Source organism: Micromonospora sp. NPDC049282 (assembly GCF_043197045.1).
Taxonomy (GTDB): Bacteria; Actinomycetota; Actinomycetes; order Mycobacteriales; family Micromonosporaceae; genus Micromonospora.
Genome location: NZ_JBICSL010000019.1, coordinates 36,548 through 59,684 on the forward strand (window position 1 = coordinate 36,548; position 23,137 = coordinate 59,684).

Consider the following 23,137-nt stretch of genomic DNA (forward strand, 5'->3'; position numbering starts at 1 on the left):
GAGAGGGAGGGCTGTGCGTAGTCGTCAGCCGAAGCAACTGCTGCTCGCGTTCTTCGGCGAGCATGTCGTCGACGGCGCCACCGGGCCGATCCGGGCCAGCGCCCTGATCGGCGTGCTGGAGGGCGCCGGCGTCGCCGCGCCGGCGACGCGCGCGACCCTGGACCGCCTCGTGCACAGCGGCATCCTCGCCCGCGCCCGCAGCGGCCGGGAGACCCTGTTCTCGCTGACCGAGCACGGGGCCGCGGTGCTGCGCGAGGCGAAGGACCGGGTACGCGGGCCGCACCCGTTCGACCCCCAGGGCAGCGGGTGGACCCTGGTCACCTTCTCCATCCCCGAGGGGCAGCGGATGCTGCGGCACCGGCTGCGCTCGACCCTGACCTGGGAGGGCTTCGCGCCGCTGCGGGACGGGTTGTGGCTGGCGCCCGGCGAGGTCGACCTCGCCGGTTCGTTGGAGCCGCTGCGGCAGGACCTCCCGCCCCACTCCGTGGTGGCGTTCCACGCCCGCGAACTCGACGGGTTCCCGATCGGCGAGAGCGTGCGCGCCGCCTGGGACATCGAGGCGATCCGGCGTGAGCACCTCGCCTTCATCGAGGTGTGGGACGAACCGGCCGCGACGACGATGGCGCCCGGCGCGCTGACCGTGCGGACGATGCTGGTGGCGGACTGGCTCGCGCTGCTGCGCGCCGACCCGAGGCTGCCGGCCGAGTTCATGGACGCGCAGTGGCCGGCCACCCGCTCGGCGGAGATCTACCGCCGGACGCACGAGAAGCTGGCCGAGGCGTCCGCCGCGGAGTTCGCCGACCTCGTCGCGGCGCCCGGGGTCACCCGCCGAAGCGGGCCCGCAGCTCGGTCTTCCGCACCTTCCCCGACGCGGTCCGCGGCAACTCGTCCACGATGACGACGTTCTTCGGCAGCTTGTAGCGCGCGAGCCGGCCGTCGAGATGTGCCCGCACGGTGTCGGTGTCCAGGGACGCCCCCCGGCGTACGGTCACGATCGCCCACGGCACCTCCCCCCAGCGCTCGTCCGGCACCCCGATGACCGCCGCCGAGGTCACCCCGTCGATCTCGGCGAGCAGCTGTTCGAGTTCGGCCGGGTAGATGTTCTCGCCCCCCGATATGATCATGTCCTTGAGCCGGCCGGAGATGTGGAGGTAGCCGTCGGCGTCGAGGTGGCCCAGGTCGCCGGAGCGGAACCACCCGTCGGCCGTGAACGCCTCGGCGGTGACGTCCGGCAGCCCGTGGTAGCCGGGGAAGACGTTGGGGCCGGCGATCTCGATCTCGCCGACGGCGCCGGGGGGCGCCACGGCGCCTGTCGCGTCGGTGATCCGCACGTCGGTGAAGAAGTGCGGCACGCCGACGCTGCCCTGCTTGGCGCGGGTCATCGCCGGCGGCAGCGCGGTGGCGCCCGGCGCGGCCTCGGTCATGCCGTAGCCCTGTGAGAACGACAGGCCCCGCGCCTCGTACGCGTCGAGGACGCGGGTCGGCACCGCCGAGCCGCCGCAGGTGAGCTTCGCCAACGTCGACAGGTCGGTCGTGGCCCACGCCGGGTGGTCGGCCATCAGCTGGTAGGTGGTCGGCACGCCGCTGAGCATGGTGACTCCGTGCCGCTCGATGCGCGCGAGCGCGCGGCCCGGTTCGAAGCCCTTCTCGAGGACCATGGTGGCGCCCTTGAGGAAGACGGGCAGGGCGCCCATGCCGAGCGAGGCGACGTGGAACAGCGGCGAGATCATGAGCGCGACGTCGGTCGAGACGACGTCGTAGTCGACCACGCAGTTGAGCGCGACCCAGGTGAGGTTCCCGTGCGTCAGCACGGCGCCCTTGGCGCGGCCGGTCGTACCCGAGGTGTAGATGATCGCCGCCGGGTCCCGGTGGTCGGTGTCGACCGGGCCGGCGAAGCCGGCGGCGGCCCGCGCCAGTCGGGCCAGGCCCGGCTGGTCCGCGGTCCCGTCGCCGGTGACGATGACGTGCGGGGTGCCGGCGGCCGGCACGGCGGCGGCGACCGGCGCCGCGAGGTCCGGGTCGTGGATCAGCAGCCGCGCGCCGGAGTCCGCGACGACGTGGGCGATCTCGGGTGGCGCGAGCCGGGTGTTGACCGGCACGAAGACGGCCCCGACCTGCGCCGCGCCGAACATCACCTGGAGGAGCTCGGGGCTGTTCTCCCCCAGGTAGGCGACGGCGTCGCCCCGGCCGACGCCCCGCTGGAGCAGCATCGCCGAGATCCGGTCGGCGGCGTCGGCGAACTCGCCGTAGGTCATGGTCGACCGGTCGCCGTGAATGAGGGCGACCTTGTCCGGGGACTTGAGCCGGCGCTTGGCCACCCAGGCGCCGATCCCGTGCTGGTGCATGATCGCCTCCCGGGTTTCAGGCGTGGAAGCGGTACAGCCCGCGCGCGACGACCGCGGGTTTGGTCCCGCCCTCGACCTCGATCGTCTGGTCGACGGTGAGCTGGTAGCCGCCGCGGACCTCGGTGACCTCGACGACGGTGGCCCGCATGCGCACCCGGGACCCGACCACCACCGGCGCCGGGAAGCGCACCCGGTCGAGGCCGTAGTTCACCTTCGTGGACACGCCCTTGACCTCCAGCAACTCGGTCCAGAGGGGAACGGCCAGGGAGAGGGTGAGGAAGCCGTGCGCGACCGGCGCGCCGAACGGGCCGGTCCTCGCCCGCTCGGGGTCGACGTGGATCCACTGGTGGTCGTCGGTGGCGTCCGCGAACAGGTTCACCTGGCCCTGGGTGACCGTCCGGTAGGCGGTGGGCCCGAGATCGGCGCCGGCCAGGTCGGCAAGCTGGTCGTAGGCGATGGTGGTCGTCATGGCGCTTCCTCTCGTCGTCACCGGGCGAGGCCGAGCAGCCGGACCGCGTTGTCCTTCAAGATGCCCGGAAGCACGTCCGGCTTGAGGTCGGTGGCGGCGACGTCGCGCAGCCACCGGTCGGGGGTGAGCAACGGGTAGTCGGTGCCGAAGAGCACCCGCCCCTTGAGCAGGGAGTTGGCGTGGCGGACCAGCTCGGCCGGGAAGTACTTCGGGCTCCAGCCGGACAGGTCGATCCAGGTGTTGTGCTTGTGCGTGGCCACCGAGAGCGCCTCGGCCTGCCAGGGCACCGACGGGTGGGCCATGATGATCTGCAGGTCCGGGAAGTCGGCCGCGATCGGGTCGAGCAGCATCGGGTTCGACAGGCCGAGCCGCAGGCCGTGGCCGCCCGGCAGGCCCGCGCCGATGCCGGTCTGGCCGGTGTGGAAGAGCGCCGGGACGCCCGCGCGCTCCAGCAGACCCCACAGCGCCGCGTACTCGTCGTGGCCGGGGTCGAATCCCTGCACGGTGGGGTGGAACTTGAATCCGCGTACGCCCTCCTCCTCGATCAGTCGGGCGGCGAGTTCGAGGGCCGCCTCGCCGGTGCGCGGGTCGACCGAACCGAAGGGGATGAGCACGTCGGCGTGCTCGCTCGCCGCGCGGGCGATGTCCACACTGGACAGCGGCGGGTGCTTCAGCTGGGTGCCCGCGTCCACGGTGAAGACGACGGCGGCCATGTCGCGCTCGCGGTAGTACCGTGCCACCGCGTCGACCGCGGGCCGGGGCGCGTCGGTCCGGAAGTATCTCGACGCCGCCGCCACGAGCGGTTCGGGCAGTGCGGCGTGACCGTGGTCGTCGACCTCGATGTGCACGTGCATGTCGATCGCCGTGACGCTGTCGAGGTCGATCGCGGGTCGGTACATGGGCGGCAACCTTCGTCGGGCGGTCCGGGCGGCCGGTTCAGGAGGTCGCCGGCACGAACTCGGCGGGGAGTTCCGGGAAGCGTTCACCGACGCTCTGCGTGGCGCCGGCGAAGGTCGAGGGCCACGCCTCGACCAGGGCGTCGTAGGTCCAGCCGCCCTCGCGGTGCGCGGTCAGCGCCGCCTCCGGATGGGTCCACACCTGCAAGCGGTCACCGCCCACCCCGATCACCTGCCCGGTCACCGAGGCGGCCGCGTCGGAGCCGAGGAACGCGATCAGCCCGGCCACGTCGTCCGCGGTGCCGAAGCCGAGATCGTGCCGGAAGAACGTGGGCATCGGCTCGCCGTTCGCCTCGGCTCGCACCGCCGCGTCGAAGTAGGGGACGGTGGCGGTCATCCCGGTCGCGGCGACCGGAACGACGGTGTTGGCGGTGATGCCGGCCCGCGCCAGCTCGAGCGCCCAGGTACGGACCATGCCGACGATGCCCGCCTTGGCCGCCGCGTAGTTGGTCTGGCCGAAGGTGCCCCGCTGGCCGGTCGGTGACCCGATGCAGATGATCCGACCGCCCTGGCCGGCGGACCGCATGTGCCGTACCGCCTCGCGCACGGTGGTGAACGTGCCGCGCAGGTGCACCTCGATGACCGTGTCGAAGTCGTCGTCGGTCATCTTCCACAGCACGGTGTCGCGCAGGACGCCGGCGTTGGTGACGAGGATGTCCAGCCGACCGAAGTGCTCGACGGCCGTGCTGACGAGTTCCTCGGCGGTCCCGGTCGGGCCGACCGGTGCGACCACCGCGACGGCCCGGCCGCCGGAGGCCCGGACGGCCGCCACGGCGTCGGCCGCGGCCTCCTCGTCGACGTCGTTGACCACGACCGCCGCGCCCCGTCGTGCCAACTCCCGAACGTAGGCGAGGCCGAGACCCCGGCCGGATCCGGTGACGATGGCGACTTTGCCGTCCAGTGACATGGGTGCTCCCTTTCTCGATGCCGATCCGAGCACGAGCCGTGGCGGCGCAGGGGAAACGTAATGCAAATTCTGACCGAGCGTCAACGTTTTGCAATATGTCTATGTGGGGCGCCGCCCCGCGCGGCGGGAGTCGCCGAACGCCCGGGAGAGCACCCGGCCCGCCGCCTGGACCAACGGCGCCAGGGCCACCGGATCAGCCCGGTCGTGCGCGACCACCAGCGAGATCGCCGCCACCACACCCTCCGGCCCGCGGATCGGCGCGGCCACCGAGAGGGCGTCCATGGTGACCTGACGGTCGCTGACCGCGTACCCCGCGCGGCGCACGTCGGCGAGGCGACGGCGCAACCGCCCCGGGTCGGTCACGGTCAGCTCGGTGTACCGCTCCAGCGGCGCGGCCAGCACCCGCTCCTGGACCTCGGTGGGCGCGTGGGCGAGCAGGACCAGCCCGACGCCGGTGGCGTGCAACGCGAAGCGGCCGCCCACCCGGGTGAGCACGGGCACCGCGTGCCGCCCGGCGATCCGCTCGATGAAGACGAGTTCGAGGTCCTGCCGGACGGCGAGCTGGACGTTCTCATGGGTCACCTCGTACAGGTCCTCCATGACCGGGAGGGCCACCTCCCGCAGCCCCAGACCCCTCGGCGCGAGCGAGCCCACCTCCCACAGCCGCAGGCCGATCCGGTACCGCCCGTCGTCGCCGCGCTCCAACGCCCCCCAGGCGACGAGTTCCGCCGCCCGCCGGTGGGCCGTGGACAGCGGCAGCCCGGCGCGACGGGCCAGCTCGCTCAGCGTCAGCGCCGGGCCGTCGGGGCCGAACGCGTCGAGCAGCGCCAGCACCTTGCTGGTGACCGACCGCCCCGGCTCCGCGCGCACCCCACCATCATCGCCGTCCACACGCCGCCGGTCACAGCTCCAGCACGAGTCGGGGCGTACGGGCCCGGGAGACACAGATCATCATCGTGTCCCCGGCGGCCCGCTCCTGCTCGGTGAGCAGGCTGTCCCGGTGCTCCGGCACGCCGGCCAGCACCGGGGTCTCGCAGGTGCCGCAGGTGCCCTCCCGGCAGGACGAGAGAACCGGCACGCCGGCCTCCTCCACCGCCCGCAGGATCGGTGTGCCCGGCGGCACGGTCACGGTCCGCCCGGAGAGGGCCAGCTCGACCTCGAAGGTGGTCTCCGCACCGCCAGCGTCGACCACCGGGGTGAAGCGCTCGACGTGCAGGCGGCCGGGCGGCCAGTCACGACAGCGTTCCTCCACCGCTGCGACAAGCGATTCCGGGCCGCAGCAGTAGACCACCCCGTGGTCGGGCCGGCCCAGCAACCCGGCCAGGTCGAGCAACCCGGTCTCGTCCTGCGGGTGCAGGCTCACCCGGTCGCCGTACCGCTCCCGCAGGGCGGTGGCGAACGCCATGGTGGCGCGGCTGCGTCCCCCGTACACCAGCCGCCAGTCGGCGCCGGCGTCGTCGACGGCGGCGACCATCGGTCTGATCGGGGTGATGCCGATGCCGCCGGCGACGAAGAGATAACGCCGCGCCGCGACCAGCCGGAAGGTGTTGCGGGGCCCGCGTACCCGGACCGTCGCGCCGACGGTCAACCGCTCGTGCGCCCACCGCGAGCCGCCGCGCCCGTCCGGTTCGCGCTGCACGGCGATCCGCAGGGCGGAGCGGTCCGCCGGCTCGCCGCAGAGCGAGTACTGGCGTACCAGCCCGGCGCCCAGCTCCAGGTCGATGTGCGCGCCCGGCGTCCACCCGGGCAGCTCGCCGCCGTCCGGCCGGCACAGGGTGAGCGCGACGACCCCGGTCGCCACCCGGTCCCGGCCCGCGACCACCAGCTCGGCACCGGCCAGGTCGTCGCCGGTCACACCGGCACCGCCGGCCGGCTCGCCGGGCCGGGCGTCGGCACGGTCGCCCCCCGGTGCCCCCGCGGGTGGGCGAGCAGCCACTCCCACAGGTCGACCGGATCCTCGGCGACGCGCTCGGCGCCGCAGTGGCAGATCCCGCGCAGGGTGTCGGCGCCGGGCATCCAGTGGATCCGGTAGACCCGGTCCCCGGTGCGGGGACTCACCGCGCCGCTCCCGCCTTCCCCGTTTCGACCATCCGGGCCAGCAGCCGCCGGGCGGCCAGGCCGCCGGTGTCGATGTTGATGCTCAGCTCCTGGTACCGGTCCGGTTCGGCGGCGATCACCCGCTCCAGGATGTCGAGCGCCGCGACGTCCTGCATGACCACGGTGTGGTTGCTCCGGTGGAGGTACTCGCTGACCGACTCGTCGTCGATCGCGAAGTCGCGCGCGACCGCCCAGAAGTCGTAGGTGGTGTTCTCGGTCGACGGGGTGATGGCGTACACGATCTCGGCGTGGAAGGCCCCGGTGTCCTCCCCCTCGGCGGGTGGGTGGTGGCCCTGCGGCGCGATCCGGCTGTGCAGCAGGTAGAGGCAGGGCGGGTGGTACTCGATGTCCTGCCACCGGGTGATCCGGCCCTGGATCCCGGTGGAGCGGGCGTAGAACGGCGGGCACTCGGCGTCGTCCATGTGTCGGCTCACGTGGACGACGCCCCGCTCGTCGTCCACCTCGGTGGTGATCGGGGTGTTCGCCACCTCCAGCGTGCCGATGTAGCCACCGTGCAGGTAGGTCTCGTGGGACAGGTCCATCAGGTTGTCCACCAGCAGGCCGTACCGCGCGTTCAGCGGCGCCATCCCCCGCACCACCGCGTACCGCGGGTCGGTCAGCCACGGCGCGCGGGGAATCGTGGACGGATCGGCCCGTTCCCGGTCGCCGATCCACACCCAGACGAATGAGTCCTGTTCCACCACCGGGTAGGAGGCGACCCGGGCGGTGCGCGGGATGCGCTGCTGACCCGGCACGAAGACGCACGCGCCGGTCGGGTCGTAGGTGAAGCCGTGGTAGCCGCAGACGATCGTGTCGCCGTCGAGCCGGCTCTCCGACAGCGGGTAGCGCCGGTGCACGCACCGGTCGGCGAGCGCCACCGCCTCCCCGGCCCCGGTGCGGTAGAGCACCAGCGACTCACCGAGCACCGTGCGGGCGAGCAGGTCCCGCCCGACCTCGCTGCCGTAGGCCGCCACGTACCACTGGTTCCGCGCGAAGACCATGCGGCCGACCCCCTCGTGGACGAACGTCGATGTCCGGGGATCATCCCGTGCGGTGGCCACACCGGGCAGCGGGCCTTTCACTGAGTGAAAGCGCGAACCCGTAGACAGTGTCTACGCGGGGTGGTAGACACGATCCATGCCGCAGCCGGACAGCAGCCTCCGCGCCCGCCTGGTGCGCGTCGGCGTCGACCTGCTCGAACGCGAGGGTCCCGACGCGCTCACGCTGCGCGAGATCGCCCGCCGGGCCGGCGTCTCGCACGGCGCGCCACGTCGCCACTTCCCGACCCACCTCGCCCTGCTGGCGGCCATCGCGCGCGAGGGCTACCAGCAGCTCGGGCGGGAGGTCGCCGAGACGATCGACCACACCGACCCGGATCCGCACCGCCAACTGCTCGCCCTGGGCCGCGCCTACCTGCGGTTCGCGCGCGCCAACCACGGCATGTTCGCGCTGATGTTCCGGCACGACCTGCTACGGGGCAACGGCATCGGGCTGCGGGACACCAGCAACCACCTCTTCGGCGTCCTGGTCGACCTCGTCTCCCGGGCCCGACCCGACCTGGCCGGCACACCCACGGCGCCGGTCGTCGCCGGCGCGCTCTGGGCCAACCTGCACGGCATCGCCGCGCTCTGGCAGTGGGGCAGCCTCCAGCTCATGGTGCGCGACGACGACGTCGAACCGCTGCTGCGCGCCGCGCTGGCAGCCCACCTCGATCGGAGGATCACGTGCTGACGCAGACCGGCACTCGACTGCTGCTGACGCCGCTGGGCCGGCTCGCCTTCCGGCCGGTGGTCGAAGGGCGGGACAACGTCCCGCGACACGGCCCGGTGATCCTGGCCGCCAACCACCTCTCCTTCCTCGACAGCGTGGTGATCCCGCTGGTGGCGCCCCGCCCGGTCACCTTCCTGGCCAAGGACGAATACTTCCGGCAGCCGGGCGTGAAGGGATGGCTGACCCGGACCTGCCTCACCGGGATCGACGCCATTCCGGTGGAGCGGGGCGGGCACCGGTCGGCCCAGGCGTCCCTGCGGGTGGCGCTCGACGTCCTCGCCGCCGGGCGCGCGTTCGGCATCCATCCGGAGGGCAGCCGGTCCCGCGACGGGCGGCTCTACCGCGGCCGCACCGGGGTCGCCTGGCTCGCGCTGGCCTCCGGCGCCCCGGTGGTCCCGGTCGCCCTGCTCGGCACCGACCGGATCCAACCCGTGGGCGCCCGACTGCCCCGGCCCGGGCGGGTCACCGTGCGGTTCGGCACGCCGCTGCGCTTCACCCGGCAGACCGGCGGCAGCGCCGGGCCGGTCCGGCGGGCCGTCACCGACGAGATCATGACCGCCATCCAGAAGCTGTCCGGCCAGGAGGTCGCCGACCGGTACAACGACCCCCACTCCCCGACCTGACCGGTGCGGGGCCCGCGCGCCTCGCACGGGCTACGCGCCGACGGGGTCAGCCCGGCGCCACGGGGTCGGCCGCGGTGCGCAACGCCCCGCGGCAATCCGACCGATCCGCTCACCGCCGACGAGGTGGCCGCCAGGCTCCGGCGCAACGCCGAGGGCGTGCTCAGCCCGGCGACCGCCGACGCGGTGGTGGCCGGGCTCCTCGACGAGACGGCCGGCGGCGACACCCTGGCCCGGGTGGCCGCCGAGATCGTCGGAACGTTCTGACCCTGACCGCTTGCCGTCCTGTCGGTGTCGTCCTGTCTAATGGCTGAGCCACCCCTCCGCCTGGGGTGACGCCGGAGAGGACGCGCGTGAGCAGCCTGGAGTCGCTGCGGCAGTTGCTGCAGCAGTCGCACCACGCCCGCCCGGACGATCTTCCGGAGATGGCGATGCGGGCCGCGCCCCTGCTGGACGCGCGGGTCCTGGTGATCTACCTGGTGGATCACCAGCAGCGGTTGCTGTTGCCGTTGCTGGGCGGCAGCGCGCCGGCCCGCGAGCCGATCGACGTCGACGGCACCCTCGCCGGGCGGGCCTTCAGCACGGCGTCGACCTGCGTCGGCAGCGGCGACGACGACGGCGTGCGCGTCTGGGTGCCGGTGGTCGACGGCAACGAACGCATGGGTGTGCTGGAGGTCGTCGCCGACTCCGCGCCGGACGACGACGGCCTCGACGACTGCGGCGCGGTAGCGACGCTGCTCGCCGAGCTGATCACCACGCGCAGCCTCTACAGCGACCGGATCGAACTGATCCGGCGACGGCAGCCCATGCAACTGGCGGCGGAGATGCTGCGCGCGCAACTGCCGCCGCTGACCTTCTCCACCGGACACCTGATCATCAGCGGCATCCTCGAACCGTGCTACGACGTCGGTGGGGACGCGTTCGACTACGCGGTCAACGGCGACATCGCGCACCTGGCGCTGTTCGACGCCGCCGGGCACGGCTCCAGCGGCGGGATGCGCGCGGTGGTGCTCGTCTCCATCGCGCTGGCCGCCTACCGCAACGCCCGCCGGACCGGCCTCGACCTGACCGACACCTACCACCTCATCGACAACACGGTCCGGGCCCACGACCGGTACGGGATGATCACCGCGGTGCTGGCCGAGCTCGACCAGCGCACCGGCGTCCTGCGGGTCATCTCCGCGGGCCACCCGAGCGGGATCGTGCTACGCGGCGGCAAGGTCGCCAAGGTCCTGCCCACCCCGACCGCCCTCCCGGTCACCCTCGGCGACCGGCGGCCCCCGACGGTGGTGGAGGAGGCTCTCGAACCCGGCGACCACGTGCTCCTCTACACCGACGGCATCATCGAGGCCCGCACGCGCGACGGCGAGGCCTTCGGGATGGACCGGCTGGTGGAGTTCACCACCCGGGCCTTCGCCGACCGGTTGCCCCTGCCCGAGACCGCTCGCCGGCTCGTGCACGCCATCCTCGAACATCAGGACGACTGCCTGCAGGACGATGCGACCGTGCTGCTCGCCGAGTGGCGCAGCCCCGCGCCCGACCGCTCGGACCTGGAGGCGATCAGCGCGGTGGCGCGTCACCCGTTGCTGACCGAGTCGTGACCGGTGCGGCGGTGCTGCGACGCAGCGTGAGCGTGGTCGCCAGCTCGATGCCGGTGCTCGGCGTCCGGTCGCCGCGCCCCAGGGCGAGCGCCAGCTCGGTCGCGGCCACCGCCATCTGGGCCAGCGGCTGGTGGACGGTGGTCAGTGGCGGGTCGACCAGCGCGGCGATGGGCAGGTCGTCGAAGCCCACCACGCTCAGCTCGGCCGGGATCCGCAGCCCGAGCTGACGCGCGGCGTGGTAGGCCCCGACCGCCTGCAGGTCGTTGCTGGCGAAGATCGCGGTCGGGCGGTCGGCGCGCCCGAGCAGACGTAGCGCGGCGGCCCGGCCGCCCTCGGCGGTCAGCTCGGCCCGCTCCACCAGGTCGGCGCCGACCGGCAGCTCGGCCGCCTCCATCGCGGAGCGGTAGCCGTCGAGCCGCGCCCGGCAGCACAGGATCCGGTCCCGCCCGACGATCATGGCGATCCGGCGGTGCCCCAACTCGATCAGGTGCCGGGTGGCGGACCGCCCGCCCGCCCAGTTGGTCGCCCCGACGAAGGGAACCCCGTCGGGCAGCTCCCCGGTGGGGTCGAAGACCACGAAGGGGATGCCTCGGGCCCGCAACTGGTCGCGTTGCTCGCCCGACAACTGCGCGACCGAGATGACGCAGTCCGGCCGGCGGGCGAGCGTGTCGTCGATCCAGTAGCGGACCGCGCTGCGCTCCGGACCGAACTCGGTCAGCACGACGCCCACCCGATTCTCCCGGGCGGCCTGCTCCACGCCGCGGATGACCTCGACGCCCCACATGTGTTCCAGCTGGTCGAAGACGAGTTCCACCAGGTTGCTGCGGGTGGAGGACGGTGGCCTGCGGTATCCGAACCGATTGATCAACGCCTCGACGCGGGCCCGCGTCTCCGACGCCACGCCGGAGCGGCCGTTGATGACCTTCGAGACGGTCGGGATCGACACGCCGGCGGTCTCCGCGATGTAGGAGATCGTCACGGGCCGGCCCGGAGCGCCGGCCTGGTCGTCCCGCTCGGCGAGCGCCTCGTCCGACTCGGCGTGCGACAACCTGACTCCTTCCCACGCCGGTCCCGACCTGTCCGAGTCGCCAGGATATCCGCATCGACGGTCATGGTCGCTCCCGGCCGAGAAAATTTCCAGCCGGCCATCGATCGTTTCCGGGACCGTCCTGTCCGCCGCCCGACGCGATGCCGTGCGCAGACCCCGAGCAGCCGGCATGACATTGACGTAGGTCGAAGGCAGGCGTAGCGTCCGGCTCGAAACTTTCCATCCGGGCTGGAAAGTTTCCACGGCTGCGGGAGCCATGCAGCAACCGGCGGAGGCAGAGGGCAGCGTCCGCGAGAGCCCACCCCGCCGCGACCGCCGGGGCGCCCGCACGGACCCCGACCGCCGTCGCGCGCCCAGCCGCTCGTCATGACCCCCGAGGCTTCCGTGTCCTCGCTCGTCAGGCTGCGCCCGCTGCGGACGCCGGCGGCCCACCGCCCCGCACGACCGATTCCCGACCGCAGGAGAGCGCGATGAGTCTGCAGAACATGCGAAGAGCCCGCCTACGTCTCGGCATGCTCGCCGGCAGCGTGGCGGCGCTGCTGGTGGCGTCGATGACGGTGGCCGTGGGCGCCCAGGCCGCCGCCGGCTGCCGCGTGGCGTACACCGTGCCGTCGCAGTGGCCCGGCGGTTTCACCGCCGCGGTGGAGGTGACCAACCTGGGCGACCCGGTCAACGGCTGGCGGCTGGCGTGGACGTTCCCGTCCGGGCAGCGGGTGACCCAGGCGTGGAACGCCACGGTCACCTCGTCGGGCAGCCAGGTCACCGCGACGAACGTCAGCTACAACGCCGCCATCGGTACGAACGCCACCGTGTCCTTCGGGTTCAACGGGTCGTGGTCGGGCGCCAACACCGCGCCGGCCGGCTTCACCCTCAACGGCGTCGCCTGCACCGGCCCCGGCGGCACGCCGTCGCCGACCGGGAGCCCGTCGTCGACCCCCTCCCCCACCGCGACGCCCACGACGTCACCGTCCACACCACCGACCACCCCTCCCCCGGCCGGCAACCCGGCGGCCACGGTGGCCGCCATGCAACCCGGCTGGAACCTCGGCAACACGCTCGACGCGATCCCGGACGAGACGGCCTGGGGCAATCCGCTCACCACCCAGGCGCTGCTGCGGCACGTCCGGTCGCAGGGCTACCGCAGCATCCGGCTCCCGATCACGTGGAGCAACCACCACGGCCCGGCGCCCGACTACACCATCGACGCGGCGTGGCTGAACCGCGTCCGCCAGATCGTCGACTGGGCGCTCGCCGAGGACCTCTACGTGATGGTCAACCTGCATCACGACTCCTGGCAGTGGCTGAACACCTATCCCACCGACCGGGCCGGCGTGACGAACCGGTACCGGGCGCTGTGGACGCAGATCGCCACGACGTTCCGCGACCACTCCCCGAGGCTGGTCTTCGAGAGCATCAACGAGCCGCAGTTCGCCGACGTCACCGACGAGCAGGGTGACACCGCGACGCGGGAACTCAACGCCGAGTTCGTCCGCCTCGTGCGCGCCACCGGCGGCAACAACGCCACCCGGCTGCTGGTCCTGCCCACCCTGCACACCAGCGGCGAACAGGTCCGCCTGGACGCGCTGGCCGCCGGGTTCCAGCAACTGCACGACCCCAACCTCGCCGCGACCGTGCACTTCTACGGCTGGTGGCCGTTCAGCGTGAACATCGCCGGCGGCACCCGGTACGACACGAACGTGGAGCAGGACCTGGTCGGCACCTTCGACCGCCTGCGCGACACCCTGGTCGCCCGCGGCATTCCCGTCATCATCGGCGAGTGGGCGCTCCTCTCCTGGGACCACACCCGACCCGGCATCATCGAACGAGGCGAGTTCCTGAAGTTCCTCGAAGCGGTCGGCTACCACGCCCGCACCCGCAACCTCACCACCATGCTGTGGGACGCCGGCCAGTTCCTGAACCGCACCGAGCTGCGCTGGCGCGACCAGGGCGTGTACGACATGCTCAAGGCGAGCTGGACCACCCGCTCCGGCACCGCCTCCACCGACCAGGTGTACGTGCCACGCACCGGCACGATCACCGCCAAGTCGCTCACGCTCAACCTCAACGGCCTGACGTTCCGCGGTCTCTGGCAGGGCGGCACCCAGCTCACCAGCGGCACCGACTACACCGTCTCCGGCACCACCCTCACGCTCACCCCGGCGGCACTGACCCGCCTGGTCGGCAACCGGGCGTACGGCGTCAACTCCACAATCGAGGCCCGCTTCTCCCAGGGCGTGCCCTGGCGGATCGACGTCATCAGCTCCGAACCGCCCACCCAGTCGGCGGCCACCGGCACGACCAGCTCCTTCGCCGTCCCCACCCAGTTCCGCGGCGACCAGCTCGCCACCATGGAGGCCACCTACGCCGACGGCAGCCCCGCCGGACCGGCCAACTGGACGCCGTTCAAGGAGTTCTGGGGACACTTCCAACCCGACTACACCGCCGGCACCATCATCCTGAAGCCGGAGTTCTTCGCCGAGGTGAACGACGGCCCCGTCACCCTCACCTTCCACTTCTGGAGCGGCGCGAAGATCACGTACCGCATCACCAGGGCCGGCACCTCGGTCACCGGGGCCCCGGCCTGACGAAGCGCGGGCGCCGCGGCCGTCCCTGGCCGCGGCGCCCGCTCGGTCCACCGCCGCGACGCGGGTTCGCCGGAGCCGCGAGGGGTGATCGTCGACGCATGTCATCGCTGTCCTCGCGGGCTCTCCCACGACATCGGGATCCCTGTATGCTCTGCTCGGCCGACCGAACAGCCGTGGCAGAGAAGCAGTGAGCGGACCAGCAGCGAGCAAGCCGCATGCGAGCAGCAAGTCAGTCGTTCTCGATGCGATCCGGGCGGCCGGCACGATCAGCCGGGTCGGCCTGATCAAGGTCACCGGTTTCACCGCGCCGACGATCTCCACCCTCGTCCGCAAGCTCATCAACGAGGGCCTGGTGGTCGAGACCGGGCACGCGAAGTCGACCGGGGGCAAGCGACGGGTGCTGCTCCAGCTCGACCACGCGTCCCGCTACGCCGTCGGCGTGCACCTGGACCACGGTGTCATCACGTACGCCCTGACCAACCTGGGCGGAACGGTGGTGGCCCGGATCTCCCGCCCCGGCGCCGGCGCCGACAGTCCGGCGGTCGTCGTCGCCCGGATCGCCGCCGCGATCGCCGCGCTGATCGACGGTGTCGGGGTGGAGCGGAGCCGGATCCTCGGCGTCGGCCTGGTGTTCCCCGGCCCGGTCAGTCCCGCCCGGGGCATCGGCGGCCCACCGGACGTGGGCCTCGCGCCCGCGATGCGGCAGTGGACCGGTTTCCCGCTGGGTTCCGCGCTGGAGCGGGTGACGGCGCTGCCGGTGGTGCTGGACAACGACTCGACGGCGGCGGCGCTGGGCGAGCACTGGACGGGCGGATTCGGCGCCGCGACCTCGGCCGCCGCCCTCTACATGGGCACCGGCATCGGCGCCGGCCTGGTCATCGGCGGCGTCACCTACCGGGGCCCCAGCGGCAACGTCGGCGAACTGGGACACGTGTGCGTGTCCGCCGACGGTCCACGGTGCTGGTGCGGAGCCCGCGGGTGCGTCGAGGCGCTGGCCGGGCCGGCCGCGGTGGTCGCCGCCGCCCGGTCGGACCCGGCGGCGGCCCGGGCGGTGGGTTTCGCCGCGGGCGCCGGGCGACCGTCGGTGGTCGCCGACTTCGCCGCGATCAGCCGCGCCGCCCGCCGGGGCGAGCCGCACGCGCTGGCGTTGCTGGAGCGCTCGGCCCGGCACGTCGGCGCCGCCGCCCGGACGCTGGCGAACCTCATGGACCTCGAGGTACTCGTGCTGACCGGGCCGAGCCTGGCCGCCGCCGGCTCGGTCTACCTCCCGATCGTCCGGCACGAACTGCGCGCGTCCTTCGCCCGGGGCACGCACACCGTCGACGTACGGCTCTCCCGGTCCGCCGCCACCGCGTCTGCGGTCGGCGCCGCCGCCCTGGTCCTCGAGACCGAACTCGTCCCGTTGAGCCACGGTCCGCGCCCTATCGAGCAGGTGGCCGACGAGCGGGCCCGGCTCACCGAATCGGCCAGCTGAGCAATCGGGGGCGGACGGAGTGGACGACGCGTGGAGTACGAGCGCGGTGGGCCTGGTGCTCGCCCGGCCACCCCGCCTGCTCGGCACGGAGCCGTTCTTCATGGAGTTCATCGCGGGCATCGAGGAGCGGCTCGCCACGGACGGGCGATCGGTGCTGCTGCACGTCGTCGCCCACCACGCCGCCGAGATCGACGCGTACCGCCGCTGGGCGCGGCAGCGGCTGGTCGACGCGGTCGTGCTGGTGAACCCGTCGGTGGACGACGCCCGGCCGGCGGTGCTGCGGGAGCTGCGCCTGCCCGTCGTGGTGGCGGGTGAGCCGACCCGGGGGAATCCGGCGGTCCGCCGCGACGACGCCGGATCGATGCGCGCGGCTCTCGCGCACCTGGCCGATCTCGGGCATCGCCGGATAGCCCGGATCAGCGGGCCCGGCGCGCTCCTGCACACCCGGACCCGCACGGCCGCGATGCTGACCGCCGCGGCCGACGCCGCCGTCGAGGCCGTCGTCGTGGAGGGCGACTACTCGGAGGAGGCCGGGGCCAGGCTGACCGCCCAGCTGATGACCGGGGGCGATCCGCCCACCGCGATCATCTACGACAACGACCTGATGGCGGTCGCGGGCCTGCACGCGGCCAAGGAGTCGAGCGTCCGGGTGCCCGGCGACCTGAGCCTGATCGCCTGGGACGACTCCAGCCTCTGCCGCCTGGCATCGCCCGCGCTCACCACCATGAGCCTCGATGTGCACACGTTCGGCGAGCTGGTCGGCGAGTCCGTGCTGCGGCTGGTCGACGGCGAGTCGGTGCCGGAACGGTGGTGCGCGACCGAGACCGTGGTCGCCCGGGGCACGACCGCCGCGCCACCGGTGTGACATCGATCAGCTTGACTTAATGAGGTTAATAAACAAAGCTCCGAGGCGCGCTCCCATCGACGCTCCCCTCTATCGCTTAGGAGAGCATCCATGACACGTCGTCATGCCCTGCTGGCGTCGGCGGCAGCCGGCACCCTGATGGCCACCAGCCTGCTGGCGGTCACGCTTCCCGCCTCGGCCGCGACCACCGGATGCGCGGTCGGCTACACCGTGCAGAGCCAGTGGACCGGCGGCTTCAGCGGCAACGTCGCCGTCACCAACCTCGGCTCCGCGCTCACCAGCTGGACCCTGACGTTCGACTTCCCCAACGCCGGCCAACGGGTCACCCAGGGCTGGAGCGCCACCTGGTCCCAGTCCGGCACCCGGGTGTCGGCGGTCAGCCTGAGCTGGAACGGCTCGCTGGGCACCGGCGCGTCGACCACGATCGGCTTCAACGGATCGTGGAGCGGCGCGAACCCGGTACCCACCTCGTTCGCGCTCAACGGCACGACCTGCACCGGCGCGGTCACCACGCCCTCCCCGACCACGCCCACCGGCCCGCCGACCACCACCCCGCCGACCACCACGCCGCCGACGACCAAGCCGCCCACCACCCCACCGCCGGGCGGCGCCGCGCCCAGCCTGCGGGTCTCCGGCAACCGACTGGTGACGGCCGGCGGGGCGACCTACCGACTGCTCGGCGTCAACCGGGCCAGCGGGGAGTTCGCCTGCGTGCAGGGCAAGGGCATGTGGGACAGCGGCCCGGTCGACCAGGCCTCGGTCGACGCAATGAAGGCGTGGCACATCCGCGCGGTCCGGATCCCGCTCAACGAGGACTGCTGGCTGGGCCTCTCCGGTTCGCCCAGCGGCGCCGCCTACCAGCAGGCCGTGAAGGACTACGCGAACCTGCTGGTCGCCAACGGGATCAACCCGATCCTGGACCTGCACTGGACCCACGGCCAGTACACCGGCAACATCTCGGCCTGCTCCGACGTGAACGCCACCTGCCAGAAGCCCATGCCCAGCCGGCAGTACACGCCGCAGTTCTGGACCGGGGTGGCCAACGCGTTCAAGGGCAACGACGCGGTGCTGTTCGACCTGTTCAACGAGCCCTACCCGGACGCCGCCAACAACTGGTCGGACATGACGGCCGCGTGGCGGTGCCTGCGCGACGGCGGCACCTGCACCGGCATCGACTACCAGGTGGCCGGCATGCAGAACCTGGTCGACGCGGTACGCGCCACCGGCGCCACCAACGTGCTGCTGGTGCCGGGCCTGACCTGGACCAACGACCTGACCCAGTGGCTGGCCTTCAAGCCGACCGACCCGCGCAACAACATCGTCGCCTCGTGGCACTCGTACAATTTCAACGCCTGTGTCACCGAGACCTGCTGGGACACGCAGATCGCGCCGGTGGCCGCGCAGGTGCCGGTGCACGCCGGCGAGATCGGCCAGGACACCTGCGCCCACGACTACATCGACCGGTTGATGACCTGGCTGGACCGCAACCGGCTGGGCTACACCGCGTGGACCTGGAACCCGTGGGGGTGCAGCGGGGGCAACGTGCTGATCGAGGACTACAACGGCACCCCCACCCGCAGCTACGGCGAGGGTTACCGGGCCCACCTGCTCACCGTGACGCCGTAGGGCGGCTCCCGATGACACGACAATCCCTTCGGTACGCGGTGCTGGCCGCGATCACCGCGGCCCTGGCGCTCACGGTGACGTTCCCGGGAACCCCCGTGCGGTCGGCGCCCCACACGGCGGCGGCGGCGGCGACCAGGATCATGCCGCTCGGTGACTCGATCACCGCGGGCCCCGGCTGCTGGCGCGCCCTGCTCTGGAACCAGTTGCGGGCCGCCGGCTACTCGAACATCGACTTCGTCGGCAGCGCCTCGGACGGCGGAAGCTGCAACTACGGCTTCTCCTACGACGGCGACCACGAGGGCCACGGCGGCTTCTCCGCCGTCGGCATCGCCGACAACAACCAGCTCCCGCCCTGGTTGAGCGCGGCACGGCCGGACGTCGTCGTGATGCACCTCGGCACGAACGACCTCTGGGGCGGCTGGCAGTCGATGGACACGATCCTCGCCGCATTCACCAAACTGGTCGGGCAGATGCGGGCGAACAACCCCGCCATGAAGATCATCGTGTCGCAGATCATCCCGCACCACGGCTGCGCCACCTGCCCCGCCGACACCGTCACGCTCAACAACCGGATCCCCGGCTGGGCCGCCGCTCTCACCACCGCCCAGTCACCGATCGTCGTCGTGGACCAGTGGACCGGCTTCGACGCGGCCACGGACACCGGCGACGGGGTGCACCCGAACGACGCGGGTTTCCGGAAGATGGCCAACCGCTTCCAACCCGTGCTCGCGCGGGTGCTCGGCGGCGCCGTCCCGCCCACCCCGTCGCCGAGCCCGACCCCCTCGGCCACCCCGACCCCGTCGCCGTCACCGTCGACACCCCCGCCCGGCAACGGACGGTGCACGGCGACCTACCGGATCGTCTCGCAGTGGACCGGCGGCTTCCAGGGCGAGGTGAGCGTCCGCAACGACACGACAGCGGCCACCACGGCGTGGACCGCGACGGTGAGCCTCGGCAGCGGACAGCAGGTCTCGCAGGCCTGGAACGCCACGGTCACCCAGGCCGGCACGACGGTCACCGCACGGAACGTGAGCTGGAACGGCGGCCTGACACCGGGCGCCTCCGCCGGCTTCGGCTTCCTGGCGTCCTCGACCGGCGGCAACCCGGCGGCACCGGCGGTCAGCTGCGCGGTCAGCTGACCACCGGCGGGTGTGGGTGCGGCGGGCACGGCCGCGCCCACACCCCGCCAGGCTCGCGCAGGCCGCCCGGATGCTGGCGGTCGGCCCTGCTCTGGCCGACACTTGGCGGGTGGAGGCGAACAGCTTTGCCGACGTCGTGGACAGTGCCCGGCGGCGGGCCTTCGTCGGTCGCCGGACCGAACTCGCCGGCTACCTGGCGGCCCTCGCCGGGCGCTCGGCGCGGCGGGTGCTGTTTCTGCACGGGCCGGGCGGCATCGGCAAGTCCACGCTGCTGCTGGAGATGCGCGCCCGGGCCAGGAACGCCGGCCGGGTCACCGTGCTGCTGGACGGGCGGGAGCTGGAACCATCGCCCGAGGCGCTGACGGCGGCCCTGCCGACCGGGGGCGCCCGAGACGGCACGGTCCTGCTGATCGACGGGTACGAGCAGCTCGCACCGATCGACGGTTGGCTGCGCCGGGAGCTGATCCCGTCCCTACCGGCCGGTGACGTGGTGGTGCTCGCCGGTCGCGACCCGCCCGCACCGGCCTGGCGTACCGACCCGGGTTGGCGCCAGGTCGTGGCCGTGCACCCGCTGGGTCACCTCGACGACGCCGACAGCGCCGAATTGCTGGCCCGCGCCGGGGTCGCGCCGGCCGACCGGGAGCGGTTGACCCGGCTGGGGCGGGGCCACCCGCTCGCCCTGGCGCTGCTCGCCGACGTGGCCCTGGCCGGTACGGTCCCGGAAACCCTGGCCGAGGTGCCGGATCTGATCACCGTGCTGCTGGAGTCGCTGTCGCGTGACGCGCCGTCGGACGCGCACACGGTCGGCCTGGCCACCTGCGCGATGGCGTGGCTGACCACGGAGGACCTGCTGCGTGAGACGGTCGGCGACGCGGCGCCGGACGTCTGGGCGTGGCTGTGCCGGCGGCCCTTCGTCGTCAGCCGGCCGACCGGGCTCAGCCCGCACGACCTCACCCGGGACGTGTTGGACGCGGAGTTCGAACGGCGTTTCCCGGCCCGGTACCGGTCACTGCACCGGGCCATCCACGATCACGTGCTCGCCGGCATCCGGGCGGCCGGCGGCATGGACCGCCAGCTGCTCGCCCAGCACCTGGCGTACCTGCACCGGCGCAGTCCGTTGACGGCCGCGTACCACGGCCTGCGCGCGTCGGGATCGGCCGCGGTCACACCGGCCCGGCCCGAGGAGCACGGCCCGCTCGTGGCCATGGTGGAGCGAGCGCTCGGCGTCGCCAGTGCCGGACTCGCCGCGCGGTGGTTCGCCGAGGCGCCCGAGCATCTCAACGTGGCCCGCACCGAGGCAGGGGCCGTCGCCCTCGTGTACCACGTGTTCTGCCCGAGCGGCTCGGCGCTGGAGCAGCAGGACCCGGTGGTGCGCGCGGTGCTCGACCAGGTGGCGCGCACCGCGCCGACGCGGCCCGGCGAACGCGTCGAGATCGCCCGTTTCCTGGCCGGGCTCCACGAGCAGCAGCGGGACCCGCACGCCGTGCTCGCCGGCTCGGTCACCTCGATCATCAACTGGTCGACCGAGGCGTCGGCCTGGTCGTTCCTGACGGTCAGCGACACCGGATACTGGGCGCCGTTCTTCGACTACCTCGGCTTCCGGCCGCTGGTGGCGGTGGAGGTCGACGGGCAGCGACACATCGGGTACGGGCACGACTGGCGACGCTTCCCCGCCGACCGTTGGTGGGACCTGATGGCCGAGCGGGAGCACTCGGGCGGCACCGGCCCGCCACCGGACTCGGCGCTGCTGCCGCCGCCGTTGGACCGGGCCGCGTTCGCCGCGGCGGTCCGCTCCGCCCTGCCGCGGCTGGGCCGCCCGGAGCGACTGGCCGGCAATCCGCTGCTCGGCACGGTGCTGGGCGGTGAACCGGCCGCGTTGCGGGCGAGTCTGCTGGCGGCGGTGGACCGGCTGGCCGCCGAGCCCAGGGGGGAACGGCTGCGCGCGGTGCTCACCCGCACCTTCGTCCGCCCCGCCCCGAGCCAGGAGATCGCGGCCGATCTGCTCGGGCTGCCGTTCAGCACGTACCGTCGCCACCTGGCCCGGGCCATCGACGCGGTGACGGAACTGTTGTGGGCGGTGGAGATCGGGACCGTCCGGGACCCGCGGCTGGGCGGAGATTGAGCAGGTAGTGGTCTGGAGAGTGAGCACCACCCGGACCGATCCTTCCCGGCATGGCCCACATTCTCGTACCCGGCGCCGGCCTCGCCGGCCTCACCACGGCGATGCTGCTCGCCGACGACGGGCACCGGGTGACGGTGCTCGAACGCGATCCCGCGCAGCCGCCGCCGGTCGCACACGCCGGGACCGCGTGGGACGGCTGGCAGCGGCACGGCGTGAACCAGTTCCACCTGCCGCACTTCATGCTCCCGCGCTGGTGGGCGCTGATCCGGGCGCACCTGCCCGACGTCGCCGGCCCGCTGCTGACCGCCGGAGCACTGCGGATCAACACCCTGGCGGCGCTGCCCGAGGCGCGGCGCGGCCCGCTGCGCGCCGGCGACGCCCGGTTCGACACGGTCACCGCCCGACGCCCCGTGCTGGAGGCCGTGCTCGCCGGCGCGGCCGAGACGGCCGGCGTGACGATCCGCCGCGGCGTCGCCGTCACCGGCCTCACCACCGACCGGCGGCCCGGCACACCGCATGTCACAGGCGTGCTGACCACCGGCGGCGGGACCGTCCCCGCCGACCTCGTCGTGGACTGCGGCGGGCGGCGTTCGGCGCTCGGGGCGTGGCTGTCCGCCACCGGCGCGCACCCGCCGTTCGAGCAGCGCGAGGACTCCGGCTTCCGGTACTACGCCCGGCACTTCCGGTCGCGTTCCGGTGGGCTGCCCGCCGCGCTGACGAACTTCCTGCACCACTACGACTCCCTGTCGGTCCTGACGCTGCCCGGCGACAACGACACCTGGAGCGTCGTGCTGACCACGAGCGGCCGGGACCGGGCATTGCGCCCGCTACGGGATCCGGACCGTTGGCACGCCGCGCTCACCCGCTACCCGCTCGCGGCGCACTGGGCGGACGGCGAGCCGATCTCCGGCGTCGACGTCATGGCCGGCATCGAGGACCGCCACCGCCGGCTCGTCGTCGACGGCCGACCGGTGGCCACCGGCGTGGTGCCGGTCGGGGACGCCTGCGCCTGCACCAACCCGTCACTGGGGCGCGGGGCGTCGATGGCGCTGATCCAGGCGATCCTGCTGCGGGACCTGCTGCGCGAGACGGATCCGCGAGACCACGACACGTTCGCCCGCCGGTTCGACGAGGCCACCACACGGACGGTCGAACCGCTCTACCGGGCGACACTGTGGTACGACCGGCATCGTCTCGCCGAACTGGACGCCGACGCGGCGGGGCAGCCGTACCGCACGGCCGACCCGCGCTGGCAGGCCGGTGCGGCGCTGTTCGCGGCGAGCCTCGCCGACCCGGAACTGACCCGGGCGCACACCGCCCTCGCCTCGTTCATCGCCACACCCGACGAGGTGTTCGCCGCGCCCGGCGTGCTCGACCGGGCCCTCGCGCTCGGTGGCGGCGCCGGCCGTTACCCGCTACCGGGCCCGTCCCGCGGCGAACTTCTCGAGGCGCTGAGATGAGGACACCCGCCGGCCGGCCGCCGGACGGACGACACCGGTTGGCCCGGTCGCAT

General features: G+C 73.1%; 21 protein-coding genes. 12 read left to right on the plus strand and 9 right to left on the minus strand.

Annotated features, from left to right (window positions below):
• Positions 1–13: 13 nt before the first annotated feature.
• Positions 14–898 (plus strand): PaaX family transcriptional regulator C-terminal domain-containing protein, encoded by an 885-nt coding sequence (locus tag ACGFI2_RS25495; RefSeq protein ID WP_393521438.1) that lies wholly within the window; start codon positions 14–16, stop codon positions 896–898.
• On the opposite strand, the gene ACGFI2_RS25500 is transcribed toward ACGFI2_RS25495, so the two are convergent.
• The 8 genes from ACGFI2_RS25500 to ACGFI2_RS25535 all read right to left on the minus strand — a co-directional run bounded on the left by ACGFI2_RS25500 (position 822) and on the right by ACGFI2_RS25535 (position 7,775).
• Positions 822–2,345: a long-chain fatty acid--CoA ligase gene (locus ACGFI2_RS25500; RefSeq protein WP_393521440.1), complete on the minus strand. Its 1,524-nt coding sequence runs from the start codon at positions 2,343–2,345 to the stop codon at positions 822–824. The two genes, ACGFI2_RS25495 and ACGFI2_RS25500, sit on opposite strands and share 77 nt — an antisense overlap.
• Positions 2,346–2,361: 16 nt before the next feature.
• Positions 2,362–2,814: a MaoC family dehydratase gene (locus ACGFI2_RS25505; RefSeq protein ID WP_393521442.1), complete on the minus strand. Its 453-nt coding sequence runs from the start codon at positions 2,812–2,814 to the stop codon at positions 2,362–2,364.
• Positions 2,815–2,831: 17 nt separating this feature from the next.
• Positions 2,832–3,713, minus strand: coding sequence for an amidohydrolase family protein (locus ACGFI2_RS25510; RefSeq protein ID WP_393521444.1), 882 nt, complete (start codon positions 3,711–3,713; stop codon positions 2,832–2,834).
• 37 nt (positions 3,714–3,750) lie between these two features.
• Positions 3,751–4,677 carry an SDR family oxidoreductase gene (locus tag ACGFI2_RS25515; protein WP_393521446.1) on the minus strand — a complete coding sequence of 309 codons (927 nt, stop codon included), beginning with the start codon at positions 4,675–4,677 and terminating at the stop codon, positions 3,751–3,753.
• A gap of 99 nt (positions 4,678–4,776) precedes the next feature.
• A complete protein-coding gene (locus tag ACGFI2_RS25520; RefSeq protein ID WP_393521448.1) occupies positions 4,777–5,547 on the minus strand; it encodes an IclR family transcriptional regulator in 771 nt (256 codons plus the stop codon).
• A gap of 31 nt (positions 5,548–5,578) precedes the next feature.
• On the minus strand, positions 5,579–6,532 hold the full coding sequence (locus ACGFI2_RS25525; protein WP_393521450.1) for a PDR/VanB family oxidoreductase: 954 nt from the start codon (positions 6,530–6,532) through the stop codon (positions 5,579–5,581).
• Positions 6,529–6,735 carry a hypothetical protein gene (locus ACGFI2_RS25530; RefSeq protein WP_393521452.1) on the minus strand — a complete coding sequence of 69 codons (207 nt, stop codon included), beginning with the start codon at positions 6,733–6,735 and terminating at the stop codon, positions 6,529–6,531. The genes ACGFI2_RS25525 and ACGFI2_RS25530 overlap by 4 nt, the downstream gene beginning before the upstream one ends.
• Entirely contained in the window at positions 6,732–7,775 is a 1,044-nt protein-coding gene (locus ACGFI2_RS25535; RefSeq protein ID WP_393521454.1) for a Rieske 2Fe-2S domain-containing protein, read from the minus strand. Before ACGFI2_RS25535 ends, ACGFI2_RS25530 begins: the two co-directional genes overlap by 4 nt.
• A gap of 136 nt (positions 7,776–7,911) precedes the next feature.
• Here ACGFI2_RS25535 and ACGFI2_RS25540 point away from each other — a divergent pair, with 136 nt between their 5' ends.
• The 4 genes from ACGFI2_RS25540 (at position 7,912) to ACGFI2_RS25555 (ending at position 10,765) form a co-directional block, all read left to right on the plus strand.
• Positions 7,912–8,505, plus strand: coding sequence for a TetR/AcrR family transcriptional regulator (locus tag ACGFI2_RS25540; protein WP_393521456.1), 594 nt, complete (start codon positions 7,912–7,914; stop codon positions 8,503–8,505).
• Positions 8,499–9,167, plus strand: coding sequence for a lysophospholipid acyltransferase family protein (locus ACGFI2_RS25545; protein ID WP_393521458.1), 669 nt, complete (start codon positions 8,499–8,501; stop codon positions 9,165–9,167). The genes ACGFI2_RS25540 and ACGFI2_RS25545 overlap by 7 nt, the downstream gene beginning before the upstream one ends.
• Before the next feature lie 123 nt (positions 9,168–9,290).
• Positions 9,291–9,431 (plus strand): hypothetical protein, encoded by a 141-nt coding sequence (locus tag ACGFI2_RS25550; protein WP_393521460.1) that lies wholly within the window; start codon positions 9,291–9,293, stop codon positions 9,429–9,431.
• 86 nt (positions 9,432–9,517) lie between these two features.
• The gene (locus tag ACGFI2_RS25555; RefSeq protein WP_393521462.1) at positions 9,518–10,765 is read left to right on the plus strand and encodes a PP2C family protein-serine/threonine phosphatase; all 1,248 of its coding nucleotides are present in this window, start codon (positions 9,518–9,520) and stop codon (positions 10,763–10,765) included.
• On the opposite strand, the gene ACGFI2_RS25560 is transcribed toward ACGFI2_RS25555, so the two are convergent.
• On the minus strand, positions 10,725–11,813 hold the full coding sequence (locus tag ACGFI2_RS25560; RefSeq protein ID WP_393521464.1) for a LacI family DNA-binding transcriptional regulator: 1,089 nt from the start codon (positions 11,811–11,813) through the stop codon (positions 10,725–10,727). The two genes, ACGFI2_RS25555 and ACGFI2_RS25560, sit on opposite strands and share 41 nt — an antisense overlap.
• 470 nt (positions 11,814–12,283) lie before the next feature.
• Here ACGFI2_RS25560 and ACGFI2_RS25565 point away from each other — a divergent pair, with 470 nt between their 5' ends.
• The 7 genes from ACGFI2_RS25565 to ACGFI2_RS25595 all read left to right on the plus strand — a co-directional run bounded on the left by ACGFI2_RS25565 (position 12,284) and on the right by ACGFI2_RS25595 (position 23,084).
• Positions 12,284–14,398 carry a cellulase family glycosylhydrolase gene (locus ACGFI2_RS25565; protein WP_393521466.1) on the plus strand — a complete coding sequence of 705 codons (2,115 nt, stop codon included), beginning with the start codon at positions 12,284–12,286 and terminating at the stop codon, positions 14,396–14,398.
• Between the two features lie 187 nt (positions 14,399–14,585).
• Complete coding sequence (locus tag ACGFI2_RS25570) at positions 14,586–15,872, plus strand: ROK family protein (protein WP_393521468.1); 1,287 nt, start codon at positions 14,586–14,588, stop codon at positions 15,870–15,872.
• Positions 15,873–15,891: 19 nt separating this feature from the next.
• Positions 15,892–16,737, plus strand: a complete 846-nt coding sequence (locus tag ACGFI2_RS25575; protein ID WP_393521470.1) for a LacI family DNA-binding transcriptional regulator — start codon at positions 15,892–15,894, stop codon at positions 16,735–16,737.
• Positions 16,738–16,827: 90 nt separating this feature from the next.
• Complete coding sequence (locus ACGFI2_RS25580) at positions 16,828–18,363, plus strand: cellulase family glycosylhydrolase (protein ID WP_393521472.1); 1,536 nt, start codon at positions 16,828–16,830, stop codon at positions 18,361–18,363.
• Positions 18,364–18,374: 11 nt separating this feature from the next.
• Positions 18,375–19,502: a cellulose binding domain-containing protein gene (locus ACGFI2_RS25585; protein ID WP_393521474.1), complete on the plus strand. Its 1,128-nt coding sequence runs from the start codon at positions 18,375–18,377 to the stop codon at positions 19,500–19,502.
• Between the two features lie 109 nt (positions 19,503–19,611).
• On the plus strand, positions 19,612–21,624 hold the full coding sequence (locus tag ACGFI2_RS25590) for an ATP-binding protein (protein WP_393521476.1): 2,013 nt from the start codon (positions 19,612–19,614) through the stop codon (positions 21,622–21,624).
• A gap of 50 nt (positions 21,625–21,674) precedes the next feature.
• Positions 21,675–23,084, plus strand: a complete 1,410-nt coding sequence (locus tag ACGFI2_RS25595) for an FAD-dependent oxidoreductase (protein ID WP_393521478.1) — start codon at positions 21,675–21,677, stop codon at positions 23,082–23,084.
• Positions 23,085–23,137: the final 53 nt, after the last annotated feature.